General features: G+C 53.9%; 12 protein-coding genes and 2 pseudogenes. 9 read left to right on the top strand and 5 right to left on the bottom strand.

The genetic code is table 11. The annotated features are described in order from the left end of the window. Positions 1-116: 116 nt before the first annotated feature. Positions 117-1,730, bottom strand: coding sequence for an arylsulfatase (locus BLU89_RS19275; protein ID WP_074739096.1), 1,614 nt, complete (start codon positions 1,728-1,730; stop codon positions 117-119). A 385-nt stretch (positions 1,731-2,115) separates the two neighbouring features. Here BLU89_RS19275 and BLU89_RS19270 point away from each other — a divergent pair, with 385 nt between their 5' ends. Both BLU89_RS19270 and BLU89_RS19260 read left to right on the top strand, forming a co-directional pair. Then, the gene (locus tag BLU89_RS19270; protein WP_074739066.1) at positions 2,116-2,793 is read left to right on the top strand and encodes an acetolactate decarboxylase; all 678 of its coding nucleotides are present in this window, start codon (positions 2,116-2,118) and stop codon (positions 2,791-2,793) included. Between the two features lie 322 nt (positions 2,794-3,115). Continuing rightward, positions 3,116-4,768, top strand: a complete 1,653-nt coding sequence (locus tag BLU89_RS19260) for an NAD-dependent malic enzyme (RefSeq protein WP_074739061.1) — start codon at positions 3,116-3,118, stop codon at positions 4,766-4,768. Between the two features lie 111 nt (positions 4,769-4,879). On the opposite strand, the gene BLU89_RS19255 is transcribed toward BLU89_RS19260, so the two are convergent. Both BLU89_RS19255 and BLU89_RS19250 read right to left on the bottom strand, forming a co-directional pair. Next, positions 4,880-6,067: a YbfB/YjiJ family MFS transporter gene (locus BLU89_RS19255; protein WP_074739059.1), complete on the bottom strand. Its 1,188-nt coding sequence runs from the start codon at positions 6,065-6,067 to the stop codon at positions 4,880-4,882. 328 nt (positions 6,068-6,395) lie between these two features. Continuing rightward, positions 6,396-7,955 (bottom strand): class I adenylate-forming enzyme family protein, encoded by a 1,560-nt coding sequence (locus tag BLU89_RS19250; protein WP_074739057.1) that lies wholly within the window; start codon positions 7,953-7,955, stop codon positions 6,396-6,398. Positions 7,956-8,514: 559 nt separating this feature from the next. Here BLU89_RS19250 and BLU89_RS19245 point away from each other — a divergent pair. From BLU89_RS19245 to rpsU, 7 genes and pseudogenes are all read left to right on the top strand, one after another. After that, positions 8,515-8,974: pseudogene (locus tag BLU89_RS19245) on the top strand (IS5 family transposase); the annotation flags it as partial. Positions 8,975-9,027: 53 nt separating this feature from the next. Further along, on the top strand, positions 9,028-9,504 hold the full coding sequence (locus BLU89_RS19240; RefSeq protein WP_218129438.1) for a hypothetical protein: 477 nt from the start codon (positions 9,028-9,030) through the stop codon (positions 9,502-9,504). 454 nt (positions 9,505-9,958) lie between these two features. Beyond that, the gene (locus BLU89_RS19235) at positions 9,959-10,699 is read left to right on the top strand and encodes an ABC transporter ATP-binding protein (RefSeq protein WP_074739053.1); all 741 of its coding nucleotides are present in this window, start codon (positions 9,959-9,961) and stop codon (positions 10,697-10,699) included. Positions 10,700-10,867: 168 nt separating this feature from the next. Then, positions 10,868-12,337, top strand: a complete 1,470-nt coding sequence (locus BLU89_RS19230; protein ID WP_483880092.1) for a hypothetical protein — start codon at positions 10,868-10,870, stop codon at positions 12,335-12,337. A 373-nt stretch (positions 12,338-12,710) separates the two neighbouring features. Then, a pseudogene (locus tag BLU89_RS22020) lies at positions 12,711-13,716 on the top strand (IS30 family transposase); the annotation flags it as partial. Next, the gene (locus BLU89_RS19220; RefSeq protein ID WP_083347816.1) at positions 13,650-14,588 is read left to right on the top strand and encodes a transaldolase; all 939 of its coding nucleotides are present in this window, start codon (positions 13,650-13,652) and stop codon (positions 14,586-14,588) included. The pseudogene BLU89_RS22020 and the gene BLU89_RS19220, both read left to right, overlap by 67 nt. Positions 14,589-15,533: 945 nt before the next feature. Continuing rightward, positions 15,534-15,734 carry a 30S ribosomal protein S21 gene (gene rpsU, locus BLU89_RS19210; protein WP_040700433.1) on the top strand — a complete coding sequence of 67 codons (201 nt, stop codon included), beginning with the start codon at positions 15,534-15,536 and terminating at the stop codon, positions 15,732-15,734. Between the two features lie 195 nt (positions 15,735-15,929). Here rpsU and BLU89_RS19205 read toward each other — a convergent pair whose 3' ends face one another. Continuing rightward, on the bottom strand, positions 15,930-16,583 hold the full coding sequence (locus BLU89_RS19205) for a DUF2461 domain-containing protein (RefSeq protein ID WP_074739047.1): 654 nt from the start codon (positions 16,581-16,583) through the stop codon (positions 15,930-15,932). Positions 16,584-16,914: 331 nt separating this feature from the next. Next, positions 16,915-18,894: a bifunctional 2',3'-cyclic-nucleotide 2'-phosphodiesterase/3'-nucleotidase gene (locus BLU89_RS19200; protein WP_074739045.1), complete on the bottom strand. Its 1,980-nt coding sequence runs from the start codon at positions 18,892-18,894 to the stop codon at positions 16,915-16,917. Positions 18,895-19,408 lie beyond the last annotated feature (514 nt).

Below are 19,408 nucleotides of genomic sequence, written 5' to 3'. Positions count from 1 at the left end.
GAAACCCGCTGAAATGCTGCACAGGGCCGAATGCCCGCTTTCGGGGTGCCCCTCGGTAGATTGTGGTAATGCAGAACGTCTGCAATGGGCCGAAATAACCGGGATTAGGCTTGGGACTAGCCCTCTGCAGTCTCAATCTTCCAGGCGTCTAGTAACTTCGGGAGTGCAATCTCCCAATCCAAAACCCCGGATTGTGCTGCCCATGAAAGGTATTGGCCTTTCAAATCCACCTCAAGCTTCGGAGATGTGCCAGCCAGATTGTTCAATTCCGTACGGTCTGTCTCCATATCGTAAAGCTCCCAATCTTGCGAAAATTGACGCACCAGTTTGAATTGCCCGAGGCGAATTGCAGCGTTTCCTTCATGTTCGAAGAAGATCGGTTGTTCGCGTTCCCAGTCTTTTCCATAAAGCAAAGAAAGCAGGGATTCGCCTTGCATAGGCTGGATTTCGTGCCCTCCAACCTCGGTCTGATATATACACCCTGTTGCCTCAAGGATTGTCGGTAAGATGTCCACGACGTGACAGGCAGCGTGCGCGGTGCCACGGGCCCTAAACCCTTTGGGCCAATGCGCGACAAGCGGCGTCGATATCCCGCCTTCGTGCACGTAATGCTTAAACAACCTGAATGGTGCGTTGGAAACGTTGGCCCAAGGTTTGTCATAGCTTTGATAGGTCAATGCACTGCCCGGCATAATGTCAGGGCGATTGCCCATCTCAATCTTGCGGCCATCAGCGATGGTGTCCGGAAAAAACTTGGCCCATCCATCTTCGGCCATGAACTCGGCACAGCCGCCGTTGTCGGACAAAAACAAGATCAGCGTGTTGTCGAACTTGTCCATGCGTTTTAGTTCGGCGATCAGACGGCCAATGGATTGATCCATCTGATCCACCATTGCCGCATATGTCGCCATTTTGCGGGATTCCCAGTCGGTGTTCTTCTCCGCTATCCAAGGGTGGACCTGAGTGTCGCGCGGAGAAATATCCCAGTTGGTCTGGAACAGCCCCATAGCATTCATCGTCTCGTGGCGCGCGGTGCGTGTGGCGTCCCACCCAGCATCGTAAACACCGTCGTATCGGGCGATGTCTTCTTCATGCGCGTGAAGCGGCCAATGCGGGGCGGTATGTGCAAGATAGAGAAAGAACGGCTGATCTTCGGGCGTTTCTTCGATCATGCCGACCGCTTTGTCGGTGATCGCATCTGTGAAATAGAAATCATCGGGGAAGGTCTCGACCCGGCTATCGTCTTCCAACATGTAATGCGGCGAAAAGAAATGTGTGACGCCATCGACAATGCCATAAAAGCGGTCAAACCCGCGCTGACGTGGTGTTGGGTGCTCGACATCGCCAACGCGCCAACTGTCGACCTCGCGGGCCATGAAATCCCCCGCGACATGCCATTTCCCGGACATCAGCGTTCGGTAGCCGTTCGCCCTGAGGTGCTCTGCAATCGTGGCGCTGTCGTTGCGCAAGAACCCTTGATAGGCGGGCGTGCCAAGATTGGCCCCCATGTGACCAACGCCTGCGTTGTGAGGATACAACCCGGTCAGTAACGACGCGCGGGTCGGGCAACATCTGGCGCAATTGTACATGGCCGACAACAAGGTGCCGTCGCGAGTGAGTGCATCAATGTTAGGTGTCTTGATTTCGGAGCCCGTAACGCCGAGATCCGCAAAACCCAAATCATCAGCGAGGATCAATATGACGTTTGGTCGTTCGCTTATCTTTGGCAACGTTTTTTCTCCAGAAAAGTCTGAAGAAACGTAAGATTGTACAAGCGCAATCACAACAATCTTCAGTCACATGAGCTGAAGGCAGCCACGAAGGTACGCATTTGAAGGGTTCGCTTCGTCAGCACATGTTGAGTGCAGACTGAACTAAATCTTGTACCAGCAGCGAACGGCAACAATGGGCCGCAAGAACGACTAGTCTGGATTACCTTTTGGGGAAGGGCTGATAAATAGTGAATTGCAACGAGATGATCTCTACAAAGTTGCAATTTTTTCAATAGTTTCTCCTGTATTGCCTGATCTTGATTAAGGCGAGATACTGGTAAGAATGACGATTACAAATTATCAGAAAAGTATCGCCGCCAGGCAGGTAGATTGGTGAAGCAGTATGCAACAAGATAAAGAGCTTACCTTTGCAACGGCCTTGGCCTGCCATTCCCGAAGCCAGAGCTTCCAATCAGAAGAACCTGCACATGAGTACTACCAGGCTTCCCTTCTGAGCGCGGTCATGCAGGGCGTTTATGACGGCAATGCTTCGGTTGCAAGCAGTAAGGCTCTGACACCTTATGCTGCTGTCATTAATTTCAAGCCTGAGGTTTGTCGATCTTTGGACAAGGAGACACGAAAAGCTGTTTTCGAGGCACAGCTTGATGCAATGGCCGAGGCAAGGAACCTGTTTTATGCTGTTCGATTTACCGGCCACATCAAGCACATCAAATTCAGAAACGTATTGTGGCAAAAGAAGCCATACAAACCCTTGCTGGAAGTTGTAAAAACCCAGGCAGAATTTGAATTGAACAATGTGGACGGGACAATTCTGGGTTTCAGGTGCCCGGATTATGCCGTCGGGATTGGCGTCCCAGGTTACCACCTACACTTCATTTCCAGCGATCTGAGCAAGGGTGGGCACGTCCTTGATTACATTCTGACCGGCGGTCGAATTGAAATTGATCATACGTCTTCTCTACATCTCGAACTTCCGGAAACCAGATCGTTTTCAGATGCCGACCTTACTGCGGGCGCATCGGCCGACGGTATTCTGAAGGCAGAGAATAACGATACCTGAGCACGATTATATTGAACCGCCGATATTGACACCGGATTAGAGAAGAGCAGGGTTCCGCCCGTTGACCTGAACTTCTGACTTTCTCCTGGTTCCGAAGATCTCGCCTGCGTGCAGAAAGAATGGCGCAAGCAGCCACTTGGGTAATCGCAATGAACGGTAGCAATCGCGCGGAAGTACTTTTTGGCGATCGCAGATAGGCACCTCGATGTAGGTCGGTTTGATGCGATCGCGTTCCAAGTCCGTTGCAATTGTCATCATATAATGCTGACTTTGCTGCACAAGATGCGTGTACCCTGTGCGTGCAATTCCGAAAGGACAGTCAATGGTCGAATCCGGTCCTGCAAATTTGCAGTACGTCACCAACCCACTCTTGAACAAAGGCACCGCCTTTTCATTGCGCGAACGAGAAAAACTTGGGTTGATGGGTCTTCTTCCGCCACACATCGAAACACTCGAAACCCAGATAGACCGTGTATATGCCGCCTTTGAACGTGAGGAGACACCGCTGGACAAGCATGTCTATCTGCGTGGCCTGCAGGATGACAATGAGGTTCTGTTTTACGCTCTATTGGTGCGGCATCTATCCGAGATGATGCCGATCATTTACACACCTATTGTAGGTGACGCCTGCAAAAAATTCAGTGAGATATATGATCACCCACGTGGATTGATCATTTCGTACCCTGAGCGTGATCGGATTGATGACATACTTGAGAATGCGATCCTGCCCTCTGTCGAAGCCATTGTCGTCACCGATGGGGAGCGGATATTGGGTTTGGGCGATCAAGGCGCGGGCGGCATGGGAATTCCGATCGGTAAGCTCTCGCTTTATACTGCAGCCGGTGGAATAAGCCCGACTGTGACATTGCCCATCGTATTGGACGTGGGCACCAACAACCAGGAACGGCTGAAGGATCCCCTCTATATCGGCTGGCGGCATGAGCGTATCAGCGGGGATGACTATTTCGAGTTTGTCGATCTTTTTGTACGGGCGGTAAAGCGCAAGTGGCCGGATGTATTGCTGCAATTCGAGGATTTTGCACAACAACATGCGGCACCTTTGCTTGCGCGGTATCGTGATCAGCTCTGTACGTTTAACGATGACATTCAGGGCACGGCGGCGGTAACCGCAGGTACCTTGCTGGCGGCCTCTAATGTCACTGGTATTCCGTTAAAGGACGCAACCATCGCCTTTCTTGGAGCAGGGTCTGCAGGGGTGGGTATCGCAGAACAACTGGTGCAACTCATGGTCCGGCAAGGATTGTCAGAGACCGAGGCACGCGCGCGCATCTACATGGTGGATCGGAACGGGTTGTTAACCGATGCGATGTCAGACCTTCTGCCGTTCCAAAAGCAAGTGGTCCAACCTCTCACAAAAGTGGGAAGCTGGTCCGATGGTGAAATTTCATTGCTGGATGTGATTCATCGGGCCAAACCCAACATTTTGGTTGGTGTCAGCGGTCAGGCGGGCTTGTTCTCAGAAGAGGTCATTCGGGCAATGGCGGCTAACACAGAGCATCCTGTTGTATTGCCGCTTTCGAATCCGACATCGCGAATTGAGGCCGTGCCCGCGGATATTATCCATTGGTCAGATGGCCATGCCATGGTTGCCACCGGAAGCCCGTTTGATCCCGTTGTCTACAATGGCAAGACGCACCATGTCGCGCAATGCAACAACTCCTACATATTCCCCGGTATGGGGCTGGGCGTGCTGGCGGCGGGCGCGCGCCGCGTCACTGACGGAATGTTCATGGCCGCCGCCGAGGCGCTGGCCACATTGTCACCGGCGAGGTCCGATCGCACCGCCAGTTTGCTGCCCGATGTGGGGAACATTCGTGAGGTCAGCAAAGCTATCGCATTTGCGGTTGGTCAACAGGCACAGCTGGATGGGGTTGCGCCCAAATCTACAAAGGATGACCTGAAAGCCGCAATCAATGCGAAGTTCTGGATCCCGCAATACCAGGAGATTGTCTGAAGCAGGCTCGTGTCAGAGTGACCTGAAGGTTTCTTTGTGCACGTTCAGAACCCACTGAGTTTGCTGTAGGGAATAGGCGCGGCATCAAAAGTGTGGTTCTGGTTGCGACGGTTACATCGCCTCGCGCCTGAGCGGCTTTTGCATAGCAGCAAAAAGGGCACCCACCAGCAGGACCACAGATGCAACGACCAGGCTGTCTCCTATTTCTCCGGTTATGTCACCTATGATTCCGGCCCCTATTGGCCCCAATGCCTGTGAGATGGCGAAAACGACTGTAAAAAAGCTGACGGTTGCACCCCAATCCGGCTGGTTCACGTTCTGGCGGACGAAGCTGGTTACGGCAGTGGGGGGCATAAAGACCGACAGTCCGAACACCAGAGCCGACAAAATCAGTCCAACTCCATTTGGAACGAGGATCGGCAGGGCTGAGCCAAAGGCGACGCCGCTTAGGATAAGCGCCAATGGTGTCCCAGGAGCAAAGCGGGCCAACACCCCCCGCCAAACAAATGGGGACACCATAATACTGAAGCCAAGGATCATCCATGTTGCGGTGGTCAGAAGGACACTTGAATGCTGCTCCTTCATCCAGACAGAGATGAAGGTGACGTAGACAATGTAACCCAAACCGAACAGCCCATACCCGCTAAGTTCGCCGAGCATCCTACGCACCGGTGGAATGGAAGGAAGCTCTGCGTTGTGCTCGGTTTCGCTCAACATCGCGGAAGCCCAAATCGAAAACGGGCAAATGACCAGAGCAGTTATGCCGAGACCGATCCATGCCCAATCCCAGGATTGCGGTCCAAACACGTCCAGCATGGGCGGAAGCGAAGCACCACATAATGCAATGCCAAATCCACCGCCGCCGCCAAAGTACAAGGCAATGGCCAGTGCATTCTTCCGGGCGCTGCTCTGAAACAACGATGCTGCCAGTACACCGCCTGACACAAATGAAAGAGCCCCGAACAGTCCTACCAACGTTCGACAGACGGTCTGAAACACGAGGCTTTCATCAAACCCGGTTGCCAATAGACAAAATGCGGTTGCCACGGTACCACCTGCAAACAGCCGCGACGGCGAAACATGCCGGATCAGGAGAAGTGTCAGGATTGACCCCACTATGTACCCAATCGAATTGGCCGTATTTAGCCAGCCAGATTGTGTGAGACTCCAACCAAGGCTACTTTTCATTGATGGCAGAATTAGGCCGTACGCAAAGCGGCCAAAAGCGTTGGATATGCTAACCCCGAGCGCAAGGCCCAGCAATATAAGCCAAGGATTGGTAGATTTTGCGGAGGTCATGAATATCCTTCCAGCTTGAACGGCCACCGTGCCCCAAGGCCCCTGACTGCGCAATCCCAACGGACCCAGAGCAATTCCTTGTGATTGAGCTTGGGCAACAACAGATTGGATATTCACAACAAGTTGTGGCGATGCTGCCGACCGTTGTTAGCAAATTCATTTGCCCAGCGACTTTGCAAACACGGCGAATGACCGCAATGACGTACAGCAGCGTAGAGCCTACAATTCATGATGGAGGCCGTTTCAAACTTCCTCTACCCTTTGCCCATAGCCACTGTGTCTATTCCCGTGGCAAGCTGACCGCACCTACGACCTGGTCGTCACGGTATCACTGCACGTGCGCTGCGCCGCTCTCGTCAGCCGCCAGACGTTTCAACGCCATTCGATCCAGCTTGCCGCCTATTGTCAAAGGCAAGGTCGCCATTATTCGCACCACATCCGGCGCTTTGTATCCAATCCGTTCACGCGCAAAATCAATAATCTCACCGGCGCGCACCAGCTTGGAATCTTCAGCCAGGCTCACGAACGCCCATACGTCCTCGCCATGCATCTCGTCCCGGATCCCAACCGCAACCGCTGCCGCGACGGCTGGGTGTGCTGTCAGCGCATCTTCCACCTCTGCCGGGCTGATGTTGGACCCGTCATGCACAATGATCTGCTTCCGTCGCCCCCTGAACCAAAAGTAGCCATCCTCATCCCGTCGCATCAAATCTCCGGTATCAAACCATCCCTCTTGAAACGCCGCCGCCGTCGCCTCGGGGTTTTTCCAATACTCTGTCATCATAGTTGGGCTTTTGATCCAGTGTCGGCCATCCACTCCCACAGGCACTTCTGCCCCGGCCTCGTCGCGGAGCACCGATATATAGCCAGGGTTGTTCAGTCCGACAGAGCCAACCTTATCAGGGCCACCTTGGATATTGGAATGTGACGTTCCCATTTCCGTCATCCCGTAGAACGCCCCAATCGGTACTCCGGCCAACGCACTGAACGCGTCGACCAGAGTTTGTGAAGGTTTATCCCCACCTGCCATCATCGATTTTAAAGAACCAAAGTCTTCGCGAACCGCCCCATGCCCTGTGACCAAAGCTGCTAAAGGTGCAGGCAGGATTTGGGCCACCGTTGGTCGCGTCTGCCGCAGGAGGCCCAAAAGCTCGTCAGGTGTAAACCGCCGTGCGATGTTTGTTCTGGCGCCGACCCAAAGCCCAGCAAAAGTTAGCCGCAGCCCCGCAGTATGCGAAATCCACGAAGCCGGCAGAACTACGTCCTCGGATCCTAACCCCAGTCCCTGCGCATTGCTCGCGACCATGTACCCCATGCTGGCATGGCTATGCGTCACGCCCTTCGGTTTACCCGTCGTCCCTGATGTAAAAAAGATGAATGCTGGTGCTTCGGCATCGACATCTGGTAGCGTCCCTTCACCCGCTCCGTTCAGGAGGTCATCGAAATCCAGCGCCCCGTTCACTTCGCCTGCATATGCCATCATACTAACAGGCAATTCCGCTATGGCCGGGACGGCCGCCACATCTTTAGCTCGTTCAGCATGTACCAACAAAGCTGCTGGAGTCGCCAACCGCAGTGCATAGTCGATATCCGAGGCCGTGTAGCGATAGTTAAGTGGCATCGCCACCAACCCGGCCCGCATACAGGCAAGATAGTGGATCACCAGAACTGCCCGATTTGGCATGATAGACGCCACCCGGTCCCCCGGTTCGAGGCCCAAGCTCAGATACCGCAAGGCCAGTCGCGTACAGGCAGCATCCAGCTCCTGCCACGTCACGGCACCATCCAGTGCAAAAAGCGCCACTGCCTCAGGGTCCGTAGACAATCCCTGGTGAAACAGGTCAGTCAGATCCGCTGGCGCGGCCAATTGCGGTCCGGATACCGTCATTTTTGCCTCCAAGGCCAACCCCTTTCTGAACCTACACCGCGCCGTTCAAACCCAAAAGCCTTTCGCCAAACCAGTTGTATCGCACGTATTGAATGCGGGAACCCAAACTGCAGTTGCCAAATCAAGGCCCGTACGTATGCGACCCCCGGCCGGTTGCACGAACCGGAAAATGCCAGCTGAAACTCGCAACATGGAGTTTCATAAATCTTTCGATTAGCAGAGCACGTCAGCGGGAGTTTGCCCCAACATTCGAGGTTACTTCTCAAGCCCTGACCATTCTTAGTGCCGCAGCACTAATGATGCGGAAGCTCACGAATTCGACCGTTTTCGACATCTACCAAATGCGGTCCCTAGGTCAACCGCAGCTAAGGCGCACTTTGTCAGCGACGAATGAATTCAGTTGTTTCCAGATTTTGTGCTCGTGTGTATGCCTCCTTCAACAGACCGCACCGCAGCATCACCACGGGGTAGTCAACGGTTCCTTAGGTTCTGGACCTAGTAATTTGGCTGCCGTCATCTCGGCTGCGTGTTTCAAGCCCCTGAGTTTCAGGGGTATAACATGAGCAATCTATTCTGGCTGACCGATGAGCAGATGGCGCGGCTTCAGCCTTACTTTCCAAAGAGCCATGGCAAGCCGAGGGTTGATGATCGTCGTGTACTGAGCGGGATTATTTTCATCAACCGCAATGGGTTACGTTGGTCCGATGCGCCGCGTGAATATGGGCCGCCAAAGACGCTGTACAATCGATGGAAACGATGGAGCGATATGGGAGAGTTCGCTCGGATCATGAACTGTTTGGCTGCGGAGGGAACCGATCATAAGACCATCATGATTGACGCAACATACCTCAAAGCGCACCGCACGGCTTCCAGCCTGCGGTTGAAAAAGGGGGCGTGGCAGGCTGATAGGGCGCACCAAGGGTGGTATGAATACGAAACTGCACGCTGTTACTGACAGTCTGGAACGCCCCATCCGCTTCTTCATATCTGCGGGCCAAGTCAGCGATTACACGGGGGCCAAGTCACCCTGAACGTTGGGTCACGCGCGGCACAAGCTGCGATGAGCCCTGCAATGCTGATCGTACCCGACCGAAAAGATGCAGAGCGAGGACGTATCGTTGCTGGTTTCTCGCAGGTTTCTCGCACCGAACTGTACGAGGGAATGGCCGCAGAGGTGGCTTGCGAAAGCAACTTCAACATCTCGATGCGCAATACCGTTCTTCCTGCGAGGATCGTACGTATTCAGGAGCAGATTTCTTCCGGTCAGCTAGCGCCCAGCGGTCGCCTGATCGAGCCCAGTGAAAAGGCGAAACGGGGTCAGATCGTTGTGCATCTCGATCTGGTGCACCCAGAACACCGCGAACTTTTGGTGCCGGGTAGCGGTTGCATCGTCCAATCCTACACCACCAATTTTGAAGGTGAAATGGAAGGAACACTTGTCGCCCACGGGATCCAGGCTATGGGAATCATCAAGGCAGTCGGTCTGCGGGTTAAAGCTTGGTTCGGTCTGAATTCCGGTATCGGCTTGATCGGCGGTGGACACGCTTGATTTCCCAAAGACCGCCCTACTCAATAAACACGGCTCCCGATAAACGTTGGGAGCCGTTTCTACTACTTACGTACAGACCGCACGCCAAAAAAGCGAGTTCGGTCACGGCTTTCTGCTGCACGGCGAACGATTAATAGGTCCGCTCAGGCAGTCTTTTGTAGGAAAAAGACGACCACATACAGTAGTCCGGAATGTCAGCTTTGGAAGGTCAGTAGTCAGATCTCACCACTTCTTCTGGTACAGCAAATCGACGCAACCTTTAGCACATCCCAGTGCGCGAACTGTGTATTTCCACTGTTTCATTCAGCTATGGGCACAGTAAATGACTTAAAAAACAGTTTTGGACTTAGAATTGACATGAATTGGTCCAAAATTTCGATGACTTGAGTGATGTTGGAGACCATGTCGGCCCGCTAAGCTGGCGGCAAACCAGAGAATCCCGAGCAACGAACACATGATCACAGTCACGAACTTCGGCAAACAATACAAAGGCTTCACGGCCGTGAAAAATCTTAGCTTTTCGGTTGAACCCGGCCAAATCCTAGGGCTGGTCGGTTCGAATGGTGCAGGCAAGACGACGACCCTGCGTGCCTTGTGCGGGATTGTCCCTCCGACCTCGGGGCGCCTCTTGGTTGCGGGCCATGACATTGTACGGGAGCCAATCGAAGCCAAACAGAACATCGGCTATATTCCCGATGATCCGCGGCTTTTTGACACCATGACGGTCTGGGAACATCTGGCCTTTACTGCAGCGGCTTACCAACTTGTAGATTTTGAGGAAACCGCCGAAGCGCTTCTAGTGTCCTTCGAGCTTATCCATAAGCGCGATACGCTCGTCCACAACTTGTCTCGCGGTATGCGCCAGAAGGTGGCGATCGCCTGTGCCTTTTTGCACGATCCCAAGGTGATCCTGTTCGATGAGCCCCTGACGGGGCTCGATCCGCAGGGGATCCGGGGCATCCAGCAGGCGATCCGAGAACGTGCGCATTCCGGTGCCGCCATCATCATCAGCTCGCATCTTTTGAGCCTGTTCGAGAACTTGTGCACGCATATTATGGTGTTGAACCTTGGTGAGTGCCGCAGGTTTGGCACGATGAGCGATGTGCTGAGCGAGGTCGGCGAGACCGACAGTAACTCGGCCCTAGAAGAGGCGTATTTCAGCATCACCCAAGACAAAGAAAAGGCTGAAGCTTAAGATATGGATTCAGCGCTTTTTCGTCTCCTTTTGATGCGCCTGCGTGCCGGCATTCGCCTGCGTCTGATCCAATTGACAACTTCGCGCGGCCTGCTCTTTTCTGTTTCTTTTTGCGGGATCATTTGGCTGCTGGTGGTTGCAAACGGCTCCTCCCTGGAAACGGGGTTCTTGGCTGACGCCGCCTCGGATCGCCAAGCTTTAAGCACGCAGATCAGCACTTACATGCCACTCGGTATGCTTGCGATGTCCCTGCTGACAGTCGTGTTGTCCACTGGCCCCACGTTTCATTTTTCGCCTACAGAGATCAATTTTCTTTTTACCGGGCCGTTCCGTCGGCGCGACCTGATCATCTACAAATTCAGCGCCTACGTTGCTGGTGCCACCTTAAGTAGTGCGCTCATCACCATCTTTGCGCAGGCGCAAACGGGGTCCGCCCTGACTGCGTTTATCGCCTCGCTCCTGACGCTCATCTTCGTTCAGTTGAACAGCGCCGTCATCGGCATGGCTGGGCAAGCACTGGAAGGCAGCAGGCTTGCACGGTTTCGATGGCCCGCAATTGCATTGCTTTCCGCCGCTGTAACCGCCACCGTGGTCTACGCTTGGATGACGCCCGAGTGCAGCCTATTCGACCTTCTGGTCGAATTTCGCCACTCGTGGATCGGTACCATTATCCTGTCACCCTACATCGTGTTTGCCGAACTCTTCGTAGCGCCATCGCTTTTTCCGCATCTATTCGTTTGGGCCTCAATCGCGGTCCTCATCAACGCTGCGCTGTTGCACCTTGCAATCAAGCTCGACACGCGCACGACCGATCGTGCCTTAAAGGAAAACGCCCGACAGAGCGACCGATGGGAACGCATAACGCAAGGAGGATCGTTCTGGGCCACTGAACGAACCGAAATACCCTCGATCTGTCGTGCGCCGATTGTAGTTGGTTTGGGGCCGATTGCCTGGCGTCAGGCCCTCAACGTTGCCCGCAGTTCATTCAGGGTCGTCGCCGTGTTTGTTGGTATGGCTGCCTGCGTCGGGCCAGTCCTTTCCGCGGCCGGTATATCGGTCACAGACACGCGGGCCGTGTTGTTTTTCTACATCTTTTTTGTGTTCATCCTGCCTCGAACACTGGTCTGCGACTTTCGCGGCGACCTGAGCCGGATGGAAGTCTACAAGACCTTGCCCATCACACCATGGCGCATCTGCGCAGGTCAGCTCGTGACTCAGGTGGTTCTGGCCTGTGTCGTTGCTGTGACAATGATCGTCAGCATCGTCGTCTTTGAAGATGGAGTCCGCGTACCCGATGCACTGGCCCTTGCGGCTTTTGTATTCCCGTTGACCGTGCTCCTCTATACCGTTGAGAACACGATACATCTTTTGTTTCCGACAAAACTCCTCCCGATGGGACGAGCAGACTTCGAATTTCTTGGTCGTTCACTTGTCGAGTTCATTGCGAAATCGATTGCCATTTTGGCTGCTGCGGCGGCATCGGCTGCCGTGGGGCTAATGACATTCACAACGATAAGACCCTCCTTGGTCCTATCGGGGTTGGCCAGCTGGATCACATTGACCCTGATCGGGCTTTTGACGTTGGTCGTAATGCAATATGCGTTCCGTAGGTTCGCAGTAGCAGAAAACACCGACTAGGGTATGGCGTTCCGCTTGGCTGAGGTTAGTTGGTTCATTGCTGATAACTAACACGCCATATTGTGGTTGACTTCGTCAAGACAAATGAACGGCAACTTCTCCCGCTTACTGGACGCATGCACCCGCGGAGATCAAGTAGCTTGGAAAAGGCCGGTAAGGGCTCGTCGCGACCATTCTCTGCGCGTTTAACGAAAGGCTGCTTTTTGATAGTTCAGCGAGAAAACCGTGACTTCTAGAGTCTCAGAAATTCAAAACCCTAAGTAGCTGATTTTTCTGAAACGGCTGTCTCACCATATAGGTGATCCGACAGCGCGCTATTTCCAAGTGTGACTCCTATTAGAAATCAATGGGTTATCTAATGGGAGATCATCGCATGGGCACAGTGTATTCGCAACTCAGCATCGAAGAACGCCGTAGAATTGAACGCTGGCGGCACGCAAGAGTCCCGGTTCGAGAGATGGCACGCGTGTTGAAGCGTTCGAAGGCAACCATAAATCGTGAGCTCAAACGGAACTATTTTTCGGATCCCTGTCTGCCTAAATGCGATGGATATTACTGCGCATCCGCTCATCGGAAGGCCGCAGATCGGCGTGCCCGACAACGCAAGCTGATCCGATATCCTCAATTGCGTGAGTGCGTTGTTGAGTGGTTGAAGAATGGCTGGACGCCGGAACAGATCGGCAATCGGATGATCTATGAAGGCGCCATGCTGCGCGTGTGTCAGGAAACGATCTATCGTTACATCTATGCTCAGGAAGGTATGACCGACGAGCTTTGGTGGTATCTGCCTGAGCACAGAATGTGTCGTCGGCCGCGCCGTGCCAGAAAACGTCAGGCTCCCAAGTTCGACTGCGATGTCAGCATTCCGTTTCGACCGGATGATGTCGCGCACCGCCGCCAGTTTGGGCACTGGGAAGGCGATTGATACTATTCAAGCGGGCGCGCTTGGCCAGTCAAATGTCACATCGCTGGTCGAGCGCGTCAGCCGGTTCACAGCGCTGCTGAAGAACCCGAACAAGCGGACGAAACCAGTCATGGGCAAGATCATGAAGGCTGTCCGCGATCTGCCCCACCTAGCGCGCAAATCCATCACCTTTGACCGCGGCACAGAGTTCGTGAGTTGGCCGCACCTTCAGGCCGAGATCGGAACGCAAACGTGGTTCTGCGATCCCTCATCACCGTGGCAAAAAGGCAACGTCGAGAATGCCAACCGCAGGGTTCGGCGATGGCTTCCCCGCAAGCGCCACATCATGGCAGTCTCAGATCATGAATTGAAAATGATCTGCGACTGCCTCAACGCAACGTTTCGCAAATGCGTCGGATGGAAAACATCGGCCGAGGTCTTCCGCGAAAAGATGATGGAGGAAATGGGCCGAGGCCCCTACGGCCGGAGGATTGTACGACCAATCCGTCTCTGGTTCTTGCGGCATTCCAAGACCCGGTTTCCGAAAGCCTTATCGCTCAGGAATTACAATCCTGCCGAAGCCAGGGAAGGGATGCGCAAGCAGCTGCGGCTACTCTTTCAGTTGCCATTGGCGCGGAGCTTGCGAAACTCGTGCCAGGCCGCGTCTCGACAGAGGTCGATGCTTGTCTGTCTTTCGGCGTCGACGACTCTGTTCGTCGGGCTTATGAAATCGTCGAGGACTATGACGCGCGTGGTGTCGAAAAGGACCGAATACTCATTAAGCTGGCAGCTACATGGGAAGGCATCCGGGCTGCCGAGATCCTTCAACGTGACGGGATCGACTGCAATCTAACCCTCATTTTCTCGCTGTCCCAGGCAATTGCATGTGCGGACGCCGGTGTTTTTCTGATTTCCCCATTCGTCGGCCGCATAACGGATTGGTACAAGAAGTCAGAGGGGCGCGACAGCTATGCGCCTGATGATGATCCCGGCGTGGCTTCCGTGAAGACTATTTACGACTACTACAAGTCGAACGGGATTGAGACCATCGTGATGGGCGCTTCGTTCCGCACGATTGATCAGGTTAAGGCGCTGGCAGGGTGCGACCGGCTCACCATTGCGCCGAAACTGCTTGACGCGCTGAAAGATGAAGAAGGCGATCTGAAACCGGCCCTGTTGTCTGATCGCGTTCAAGACGTGGAGGCACAAGTATTGGACGAAGCCTCTTTCCGGTGGGAATTGAACCGTGACGCGATGGCAACTGAGAAACTGGCTGAGGGAATCCGAAATTTCGATAAGGATCACTCGACCTTGATTTCGATGGTGACGAAGCGGATGTGCGGGTAGCCATGGCAATCGGACGTGAAAGCCCGCAACAGAATTGGGGCAGCCATTCGTAGCCGCCAGGTGAACGACCGGTAAGTCCGCAGACTGTGAGTTCGAATAGACTCAGATTTTAGCAGCGCAGCGAATGACTGAAATCCGGGTTGCGATCGCAGCATCCAAGACGGGCACTGAATGTCCCTTGTGGACCGATCCATCAGTAAAAGACCTTTTCTTGGGCGACTTCTCGGTGCGCGTCTTGATCAGAATTCCGGCGGTGTATCGTACTGTTCATCTGAAACGTGCTCCAGCCAAGCCACAGGTGAACCGTTGAGGGCTTCCTGAATCGCCAGATGCGTCATTGCGACATTTGGCGAAGCACCATGCCAGTGTTTTTCGCCAGGTTCAAACCAGACGGTGTCGCCAGGTTGGATTTCCTAAACCGGTCCGTCCCATGACTGTGCCAGCCCTCTCCCTGAGAGAACGATGAGTGATTGGCCAAGAGGGTGTGTGTGCCATGCGGTTCGTGCCCCCGGTTCGAAGGTTACGACAACTGACCGGATACGGGCCGGTTCGGGCGCTTCGATAGCAGGGTCCATTCGGACTGCTCCAGGGAAATAGTCCGGCGACCCTACGGTCGATGACCTAGAGCCGTTTTTCTTGATGTCCATTGGATTCCCTCCCATCACTGTCGCTTCGATCAGAGTGTCAAACTACCTGATCCTGCGCCGTCGACCAATGTCCGTTTTCGGAAAGCCGCTGTGCAGCGCCAGAAGATCGGGTCAAGGTCCGGAAAGGGCCGTGTGCGAATTCAATATCATCTAATCTAATTTGCAGATGCCGTGAGCATGATGATTACTTCTAGCCCCAACTGCAATCGGTATGCTGTACAACCTGGGACAAGATCGCTATTCAGCCTGTTCCTGCAATTCATTGCAAACTTCAGACTAGAAAGGTGGTGTAAACCACATGCAGGTTAGTGTTCGCGACAACAATGTTGATCAGGCCCTTCGGGTTCTTAAGAAAAAGCTCCAGAAGGAAGGCGTTTTCCGTGAAATGAAGCTCAAGCAACATTTCGAGAAGCCGTCCGAGAAAAACGCGCGCCAGAAAGCCGAAGCGATCCGCCGCGCCAGAAAGCTGGCACGTAAGAAATTGGAACGCGAAGGATGATGTAATCATTCCTCGACGCTGAAAAACATCCCCCGTTGTCCGATGGCAGCGGGGGTTTTACGTATTTGGACTGAGAGCGCTACAAATTAGCGTCCTGCAGCACGCGTTTTGCATTGCCGAGAACGTAGACTGTGTTCACGGTTGAAGCGCCATCCCACGAAAACACCCCACTCGCACAATCCTTTCTGCGCAGAGTCAGTCGAAGTAGTGCACTAGCGGGCGGGCGGCGCGGAAGATCTCGATCAGCAGATCGATTACCTCGTCGTCAAGCAGCAGGGCGTCCGGCAAATCTTTGCGGCATCCCAGGTCGGCCATTTTCAGATAGGGCGCGGCGGGGTCGCTACTTGAAAAGCCTTCCGGCACAGTACCCAACGCCTTTCGCGTAACAATGCCGTCTGGGAACGTCTTCTTAAACTCAGGGTCGTTCAAGATGGCTGTCAGGCCGCTCGGATCATCGATCAAATGCGTTCGCATTCGGGCGAGCGTGGCCTTGGAGGGTTTGAAAAGTGCAGCACCTGCGTAACAATTTCCTGGCTCGATGTGGAGATAGTATCCGAAGCTTTCTTCGGGATCACCTGCATTGGCAAAAACATCCACTTCCGAGCGGTATAGAGCACGCCCGATGCGCTCTCGTGGCTCCTGAAAGAACTTGGTGTAGCTTCGCTTCGGTTTGATCCCCGCCTCAGCCACGAAAGGATCAAAGCGATCAGCGTAGTCGTGCAGTGTCATTGCGATACCAGCAAAATTGCGCAAGGCGTCGTCGCGTTCTTCTCGGTGCTCGTCCATCCAGGCTTTGCGGTTGTTCATTCTGAGATCCGCAAGGAACGCAAATGTTTCTGGCTCTACCAAGGGTGCAACTCCTGTTTCGCAGTTGCCAAGAGGCTTGACTGCGTTCCCATAGCATCCTTGTAAGGCCAATTCAGAGAAACCGCCATGGATTGTAACTCAGCGCCTGAGAGACACCACCGGTGAAGAAATGGACAGCCACCGCTTACGTGTTGTCTGTAACGTTCGGTCCCGAACAACGAAAATGCTGCACCAACGATGAACGTCTGGTTTGAAGAAGTTGAGCCACAGCTAGGGACAGAGCCATCAATGTCTGCAAAGGGGCCGGTAGTCACCAATATAAGCCCACCACCAGTTTTATTTGGTGGCGGGTTGTATTCTTGCTCCAATTGAATCAGAGCTTGATCCGGAAGGCTGCGAAGCCGTCGGCGCCTTCTCCGGCGTCCTCGATTGTGACACCTTTGACGTCGCCCATATAGTCCCGCGCTTTTGGGCCGGTCTCGAACAACACTGTCGTGTCCCCAAGCGGCGCAAAAGACCAGTTGGCATCTGCCTTTGGATCAATCGTGCCCTGCTCGACAATATAGCGCACGATGACGTCGCGGTTGGTATCCGGGGCTTCGAATACGATTGTGTCACCCAACGCTCCGGGGAATGATCCACCGCCTGATGCTCGATAGTTGTTGGTGGCGATGATGAACTCCATTTCATCAGTAACCGGTGCCCCATTATAGGAAAGATCCACAATCCGCGCGGCATCAGAGTTGATCTCTTCGCCTTTGGGCCCAAATCGCGAAGGTTGGGACAGGTCAATCTGATAGGTCACACCATCCATCACGTCAAAGTTGTAGGAAGGGAATTCCGGGTTCAGCAGCACCGCATCTTTCGAACCCGCTTTAACCTGATTGAACATTCCGGCCGAGCGTTCCAGCCAGCCCCTGACATGCGCACCATTCACGCGGACTGCTCTCACTGTGTTCGGATAGAGATACAGATCGGCTACGTTTTTGATGGCAACGTCACCAACGGGAACATCCGTGTAGTATTCCGGACCACCGCGGCCACCAGCCTTGAAAGGTGCTGCCGCTGACAAGATCGGCAAGCCTTCATGTTCAGTGCCTTTCAGCATTTCTTCGACATACCACTTCTGCGCGATTGATACGATTTGGACTGATGGGTCGTCTGCAACCAGTGCGAAATAGCTGTGCAGAGGTGCTGAGGTCTTGCCAACAGCGCGGCGAACATAGACTAGCGTTTCGTCGTGATCTGTCGCAACCGAGTCGAGGACTCGCTGATCATCTCCGACCAGCGCGGTGATTGATCGGTCCTCGTTCCTTCGGGAAATGGGTCGCGCCTCGGATGTGGTGGTCACCACCCGCCATTCGTTTCCATCCCGTTCCAACAGCAGATCAAGCAGACCAAGATGCGACCCCCAGAAGCCGCCCATAACGGCGGGTTTGCCCATCAACGTGCCTCTATCAACATCGATGCCGGGACGGTCTGCAAATGTTGGCGAGGGAAAGACCAAGTGGTTGTGACCCGTGACCAGCGCGTCGATCCCGTCGACACCAGCAAGCACAACCGACGCGTTTTCCATACCATCCGCGTGATCGGCTCCCCCAATACCGGAATGCGACAAAGCGATGATCAGATCACAACCTTGTTCCTGCATCTCAGGCACATAGGCCTTGGCCGTCTCAACGATATCCCGCGCTTCGACATTGCCTTCGAGATGTTTGCGATCCCAGTTCATGATCTGCGGAGGGGTAAAGCCGATAATACCGATTTTTATTGGGTGCTTTGTGCCGTCACCCATTTCGATTTCGCGATCGAGAATTGTGTAAGGCTGGACGAGCGTCTTGTCTTCGCGCGGGCTCGCGCCTTTCTCTTTTGCTACGTTGGCAAGAACCACTGGGAAATCTGCACCGGCCAAAGAGGTCTCAAGGAAGTTTAACCCATAGTTAAACTCATGATTTCCCAGTGTGGCTGCATCATAACCAACCGTGTTGAACGCGGTGATGATTGGGTGGCTATCTCCCTCCTTCATACCGCGTTCATAGGCGATGTAGTCGCCCATCGGGTTGCCCTGTAGAAAGTCTCCATTGTCAACCAACAGCGAGTTTACTGCCTCAGCACGGATTTCATTGATGATAGAGGCGGTGCGGGACAGGCCCACCGTATCCCGGGGTTTGTCGGCATAGTAATCATAGGGGAACACATGAACATGGATGTCGGTTGTTTCCATGATACGAAGATGCGCCTGATTGTTGGCCGCATCAGCCGAGAAGGGGTGAAGCGTAATTGCAGCGGTACTCGCAGCTGTTGTGGAGAGAAACTGGCGACGCGAAAACAATGTACGGTTAGAGAAAGACATTGGGCACCTCTCAAGTTGGTTGGTTAACGTGCCTTTTGCAGGCTTTCCGCGACATCCGTATGACATGGGTTGCGAGAACATCTGTCGCGCTATTCACGGTTGGTGGTATTTAGCACCATACCCAAACATCAGGGGTTTGCTAAGGTACCGCAAGTGGTGAACCTGAGCTTCCCTTTGATTGGTCAATTCAACGTAGAGATTTCTCGGTCATTCGAGGCTAAACAAAGCAAAACACCAAGCCGAAAAAGGTCTGCCTTGTCGGATATGCTCTCATTCATGCACCCTTCCTTCACCACGGTGTAGCAGACGGTTGCTTTTGCTTCAGACTGTGAATTCGCAATCGCAGCGAAGGGCTGGTTTCGTGGGCTGCGCCGCAGAATCTCAAGTTGATTCTGTAGGTCGGCTATGGGCCGTGCATGATGACGAGGCGGGCAGTGGTTTGGCTTGATGCTGCGCTGTCCCCTAAGTCAGTGGAGAGCCCGTTTAGACCGTTGGTCGATATGCAGCGAATGGC

Origin of the sequence: Ruegeria halocynthiae (genome assembly GCF_900106805.1) — a bacterium.
In the GTDB taxonomy this organism is placed as follows: Bacteria; Pseudomonadota; Alphaproteobacteria; order Rhodobacterales; family Rhodobacteraceae; genus Ruegeria; species Ruegeria halocynthiae.
The sequence above is the reverse complement of the archived record's forward strand: the minus strand, read 5'-3'. Positions and strand labels throughout refer to the sequence as shown.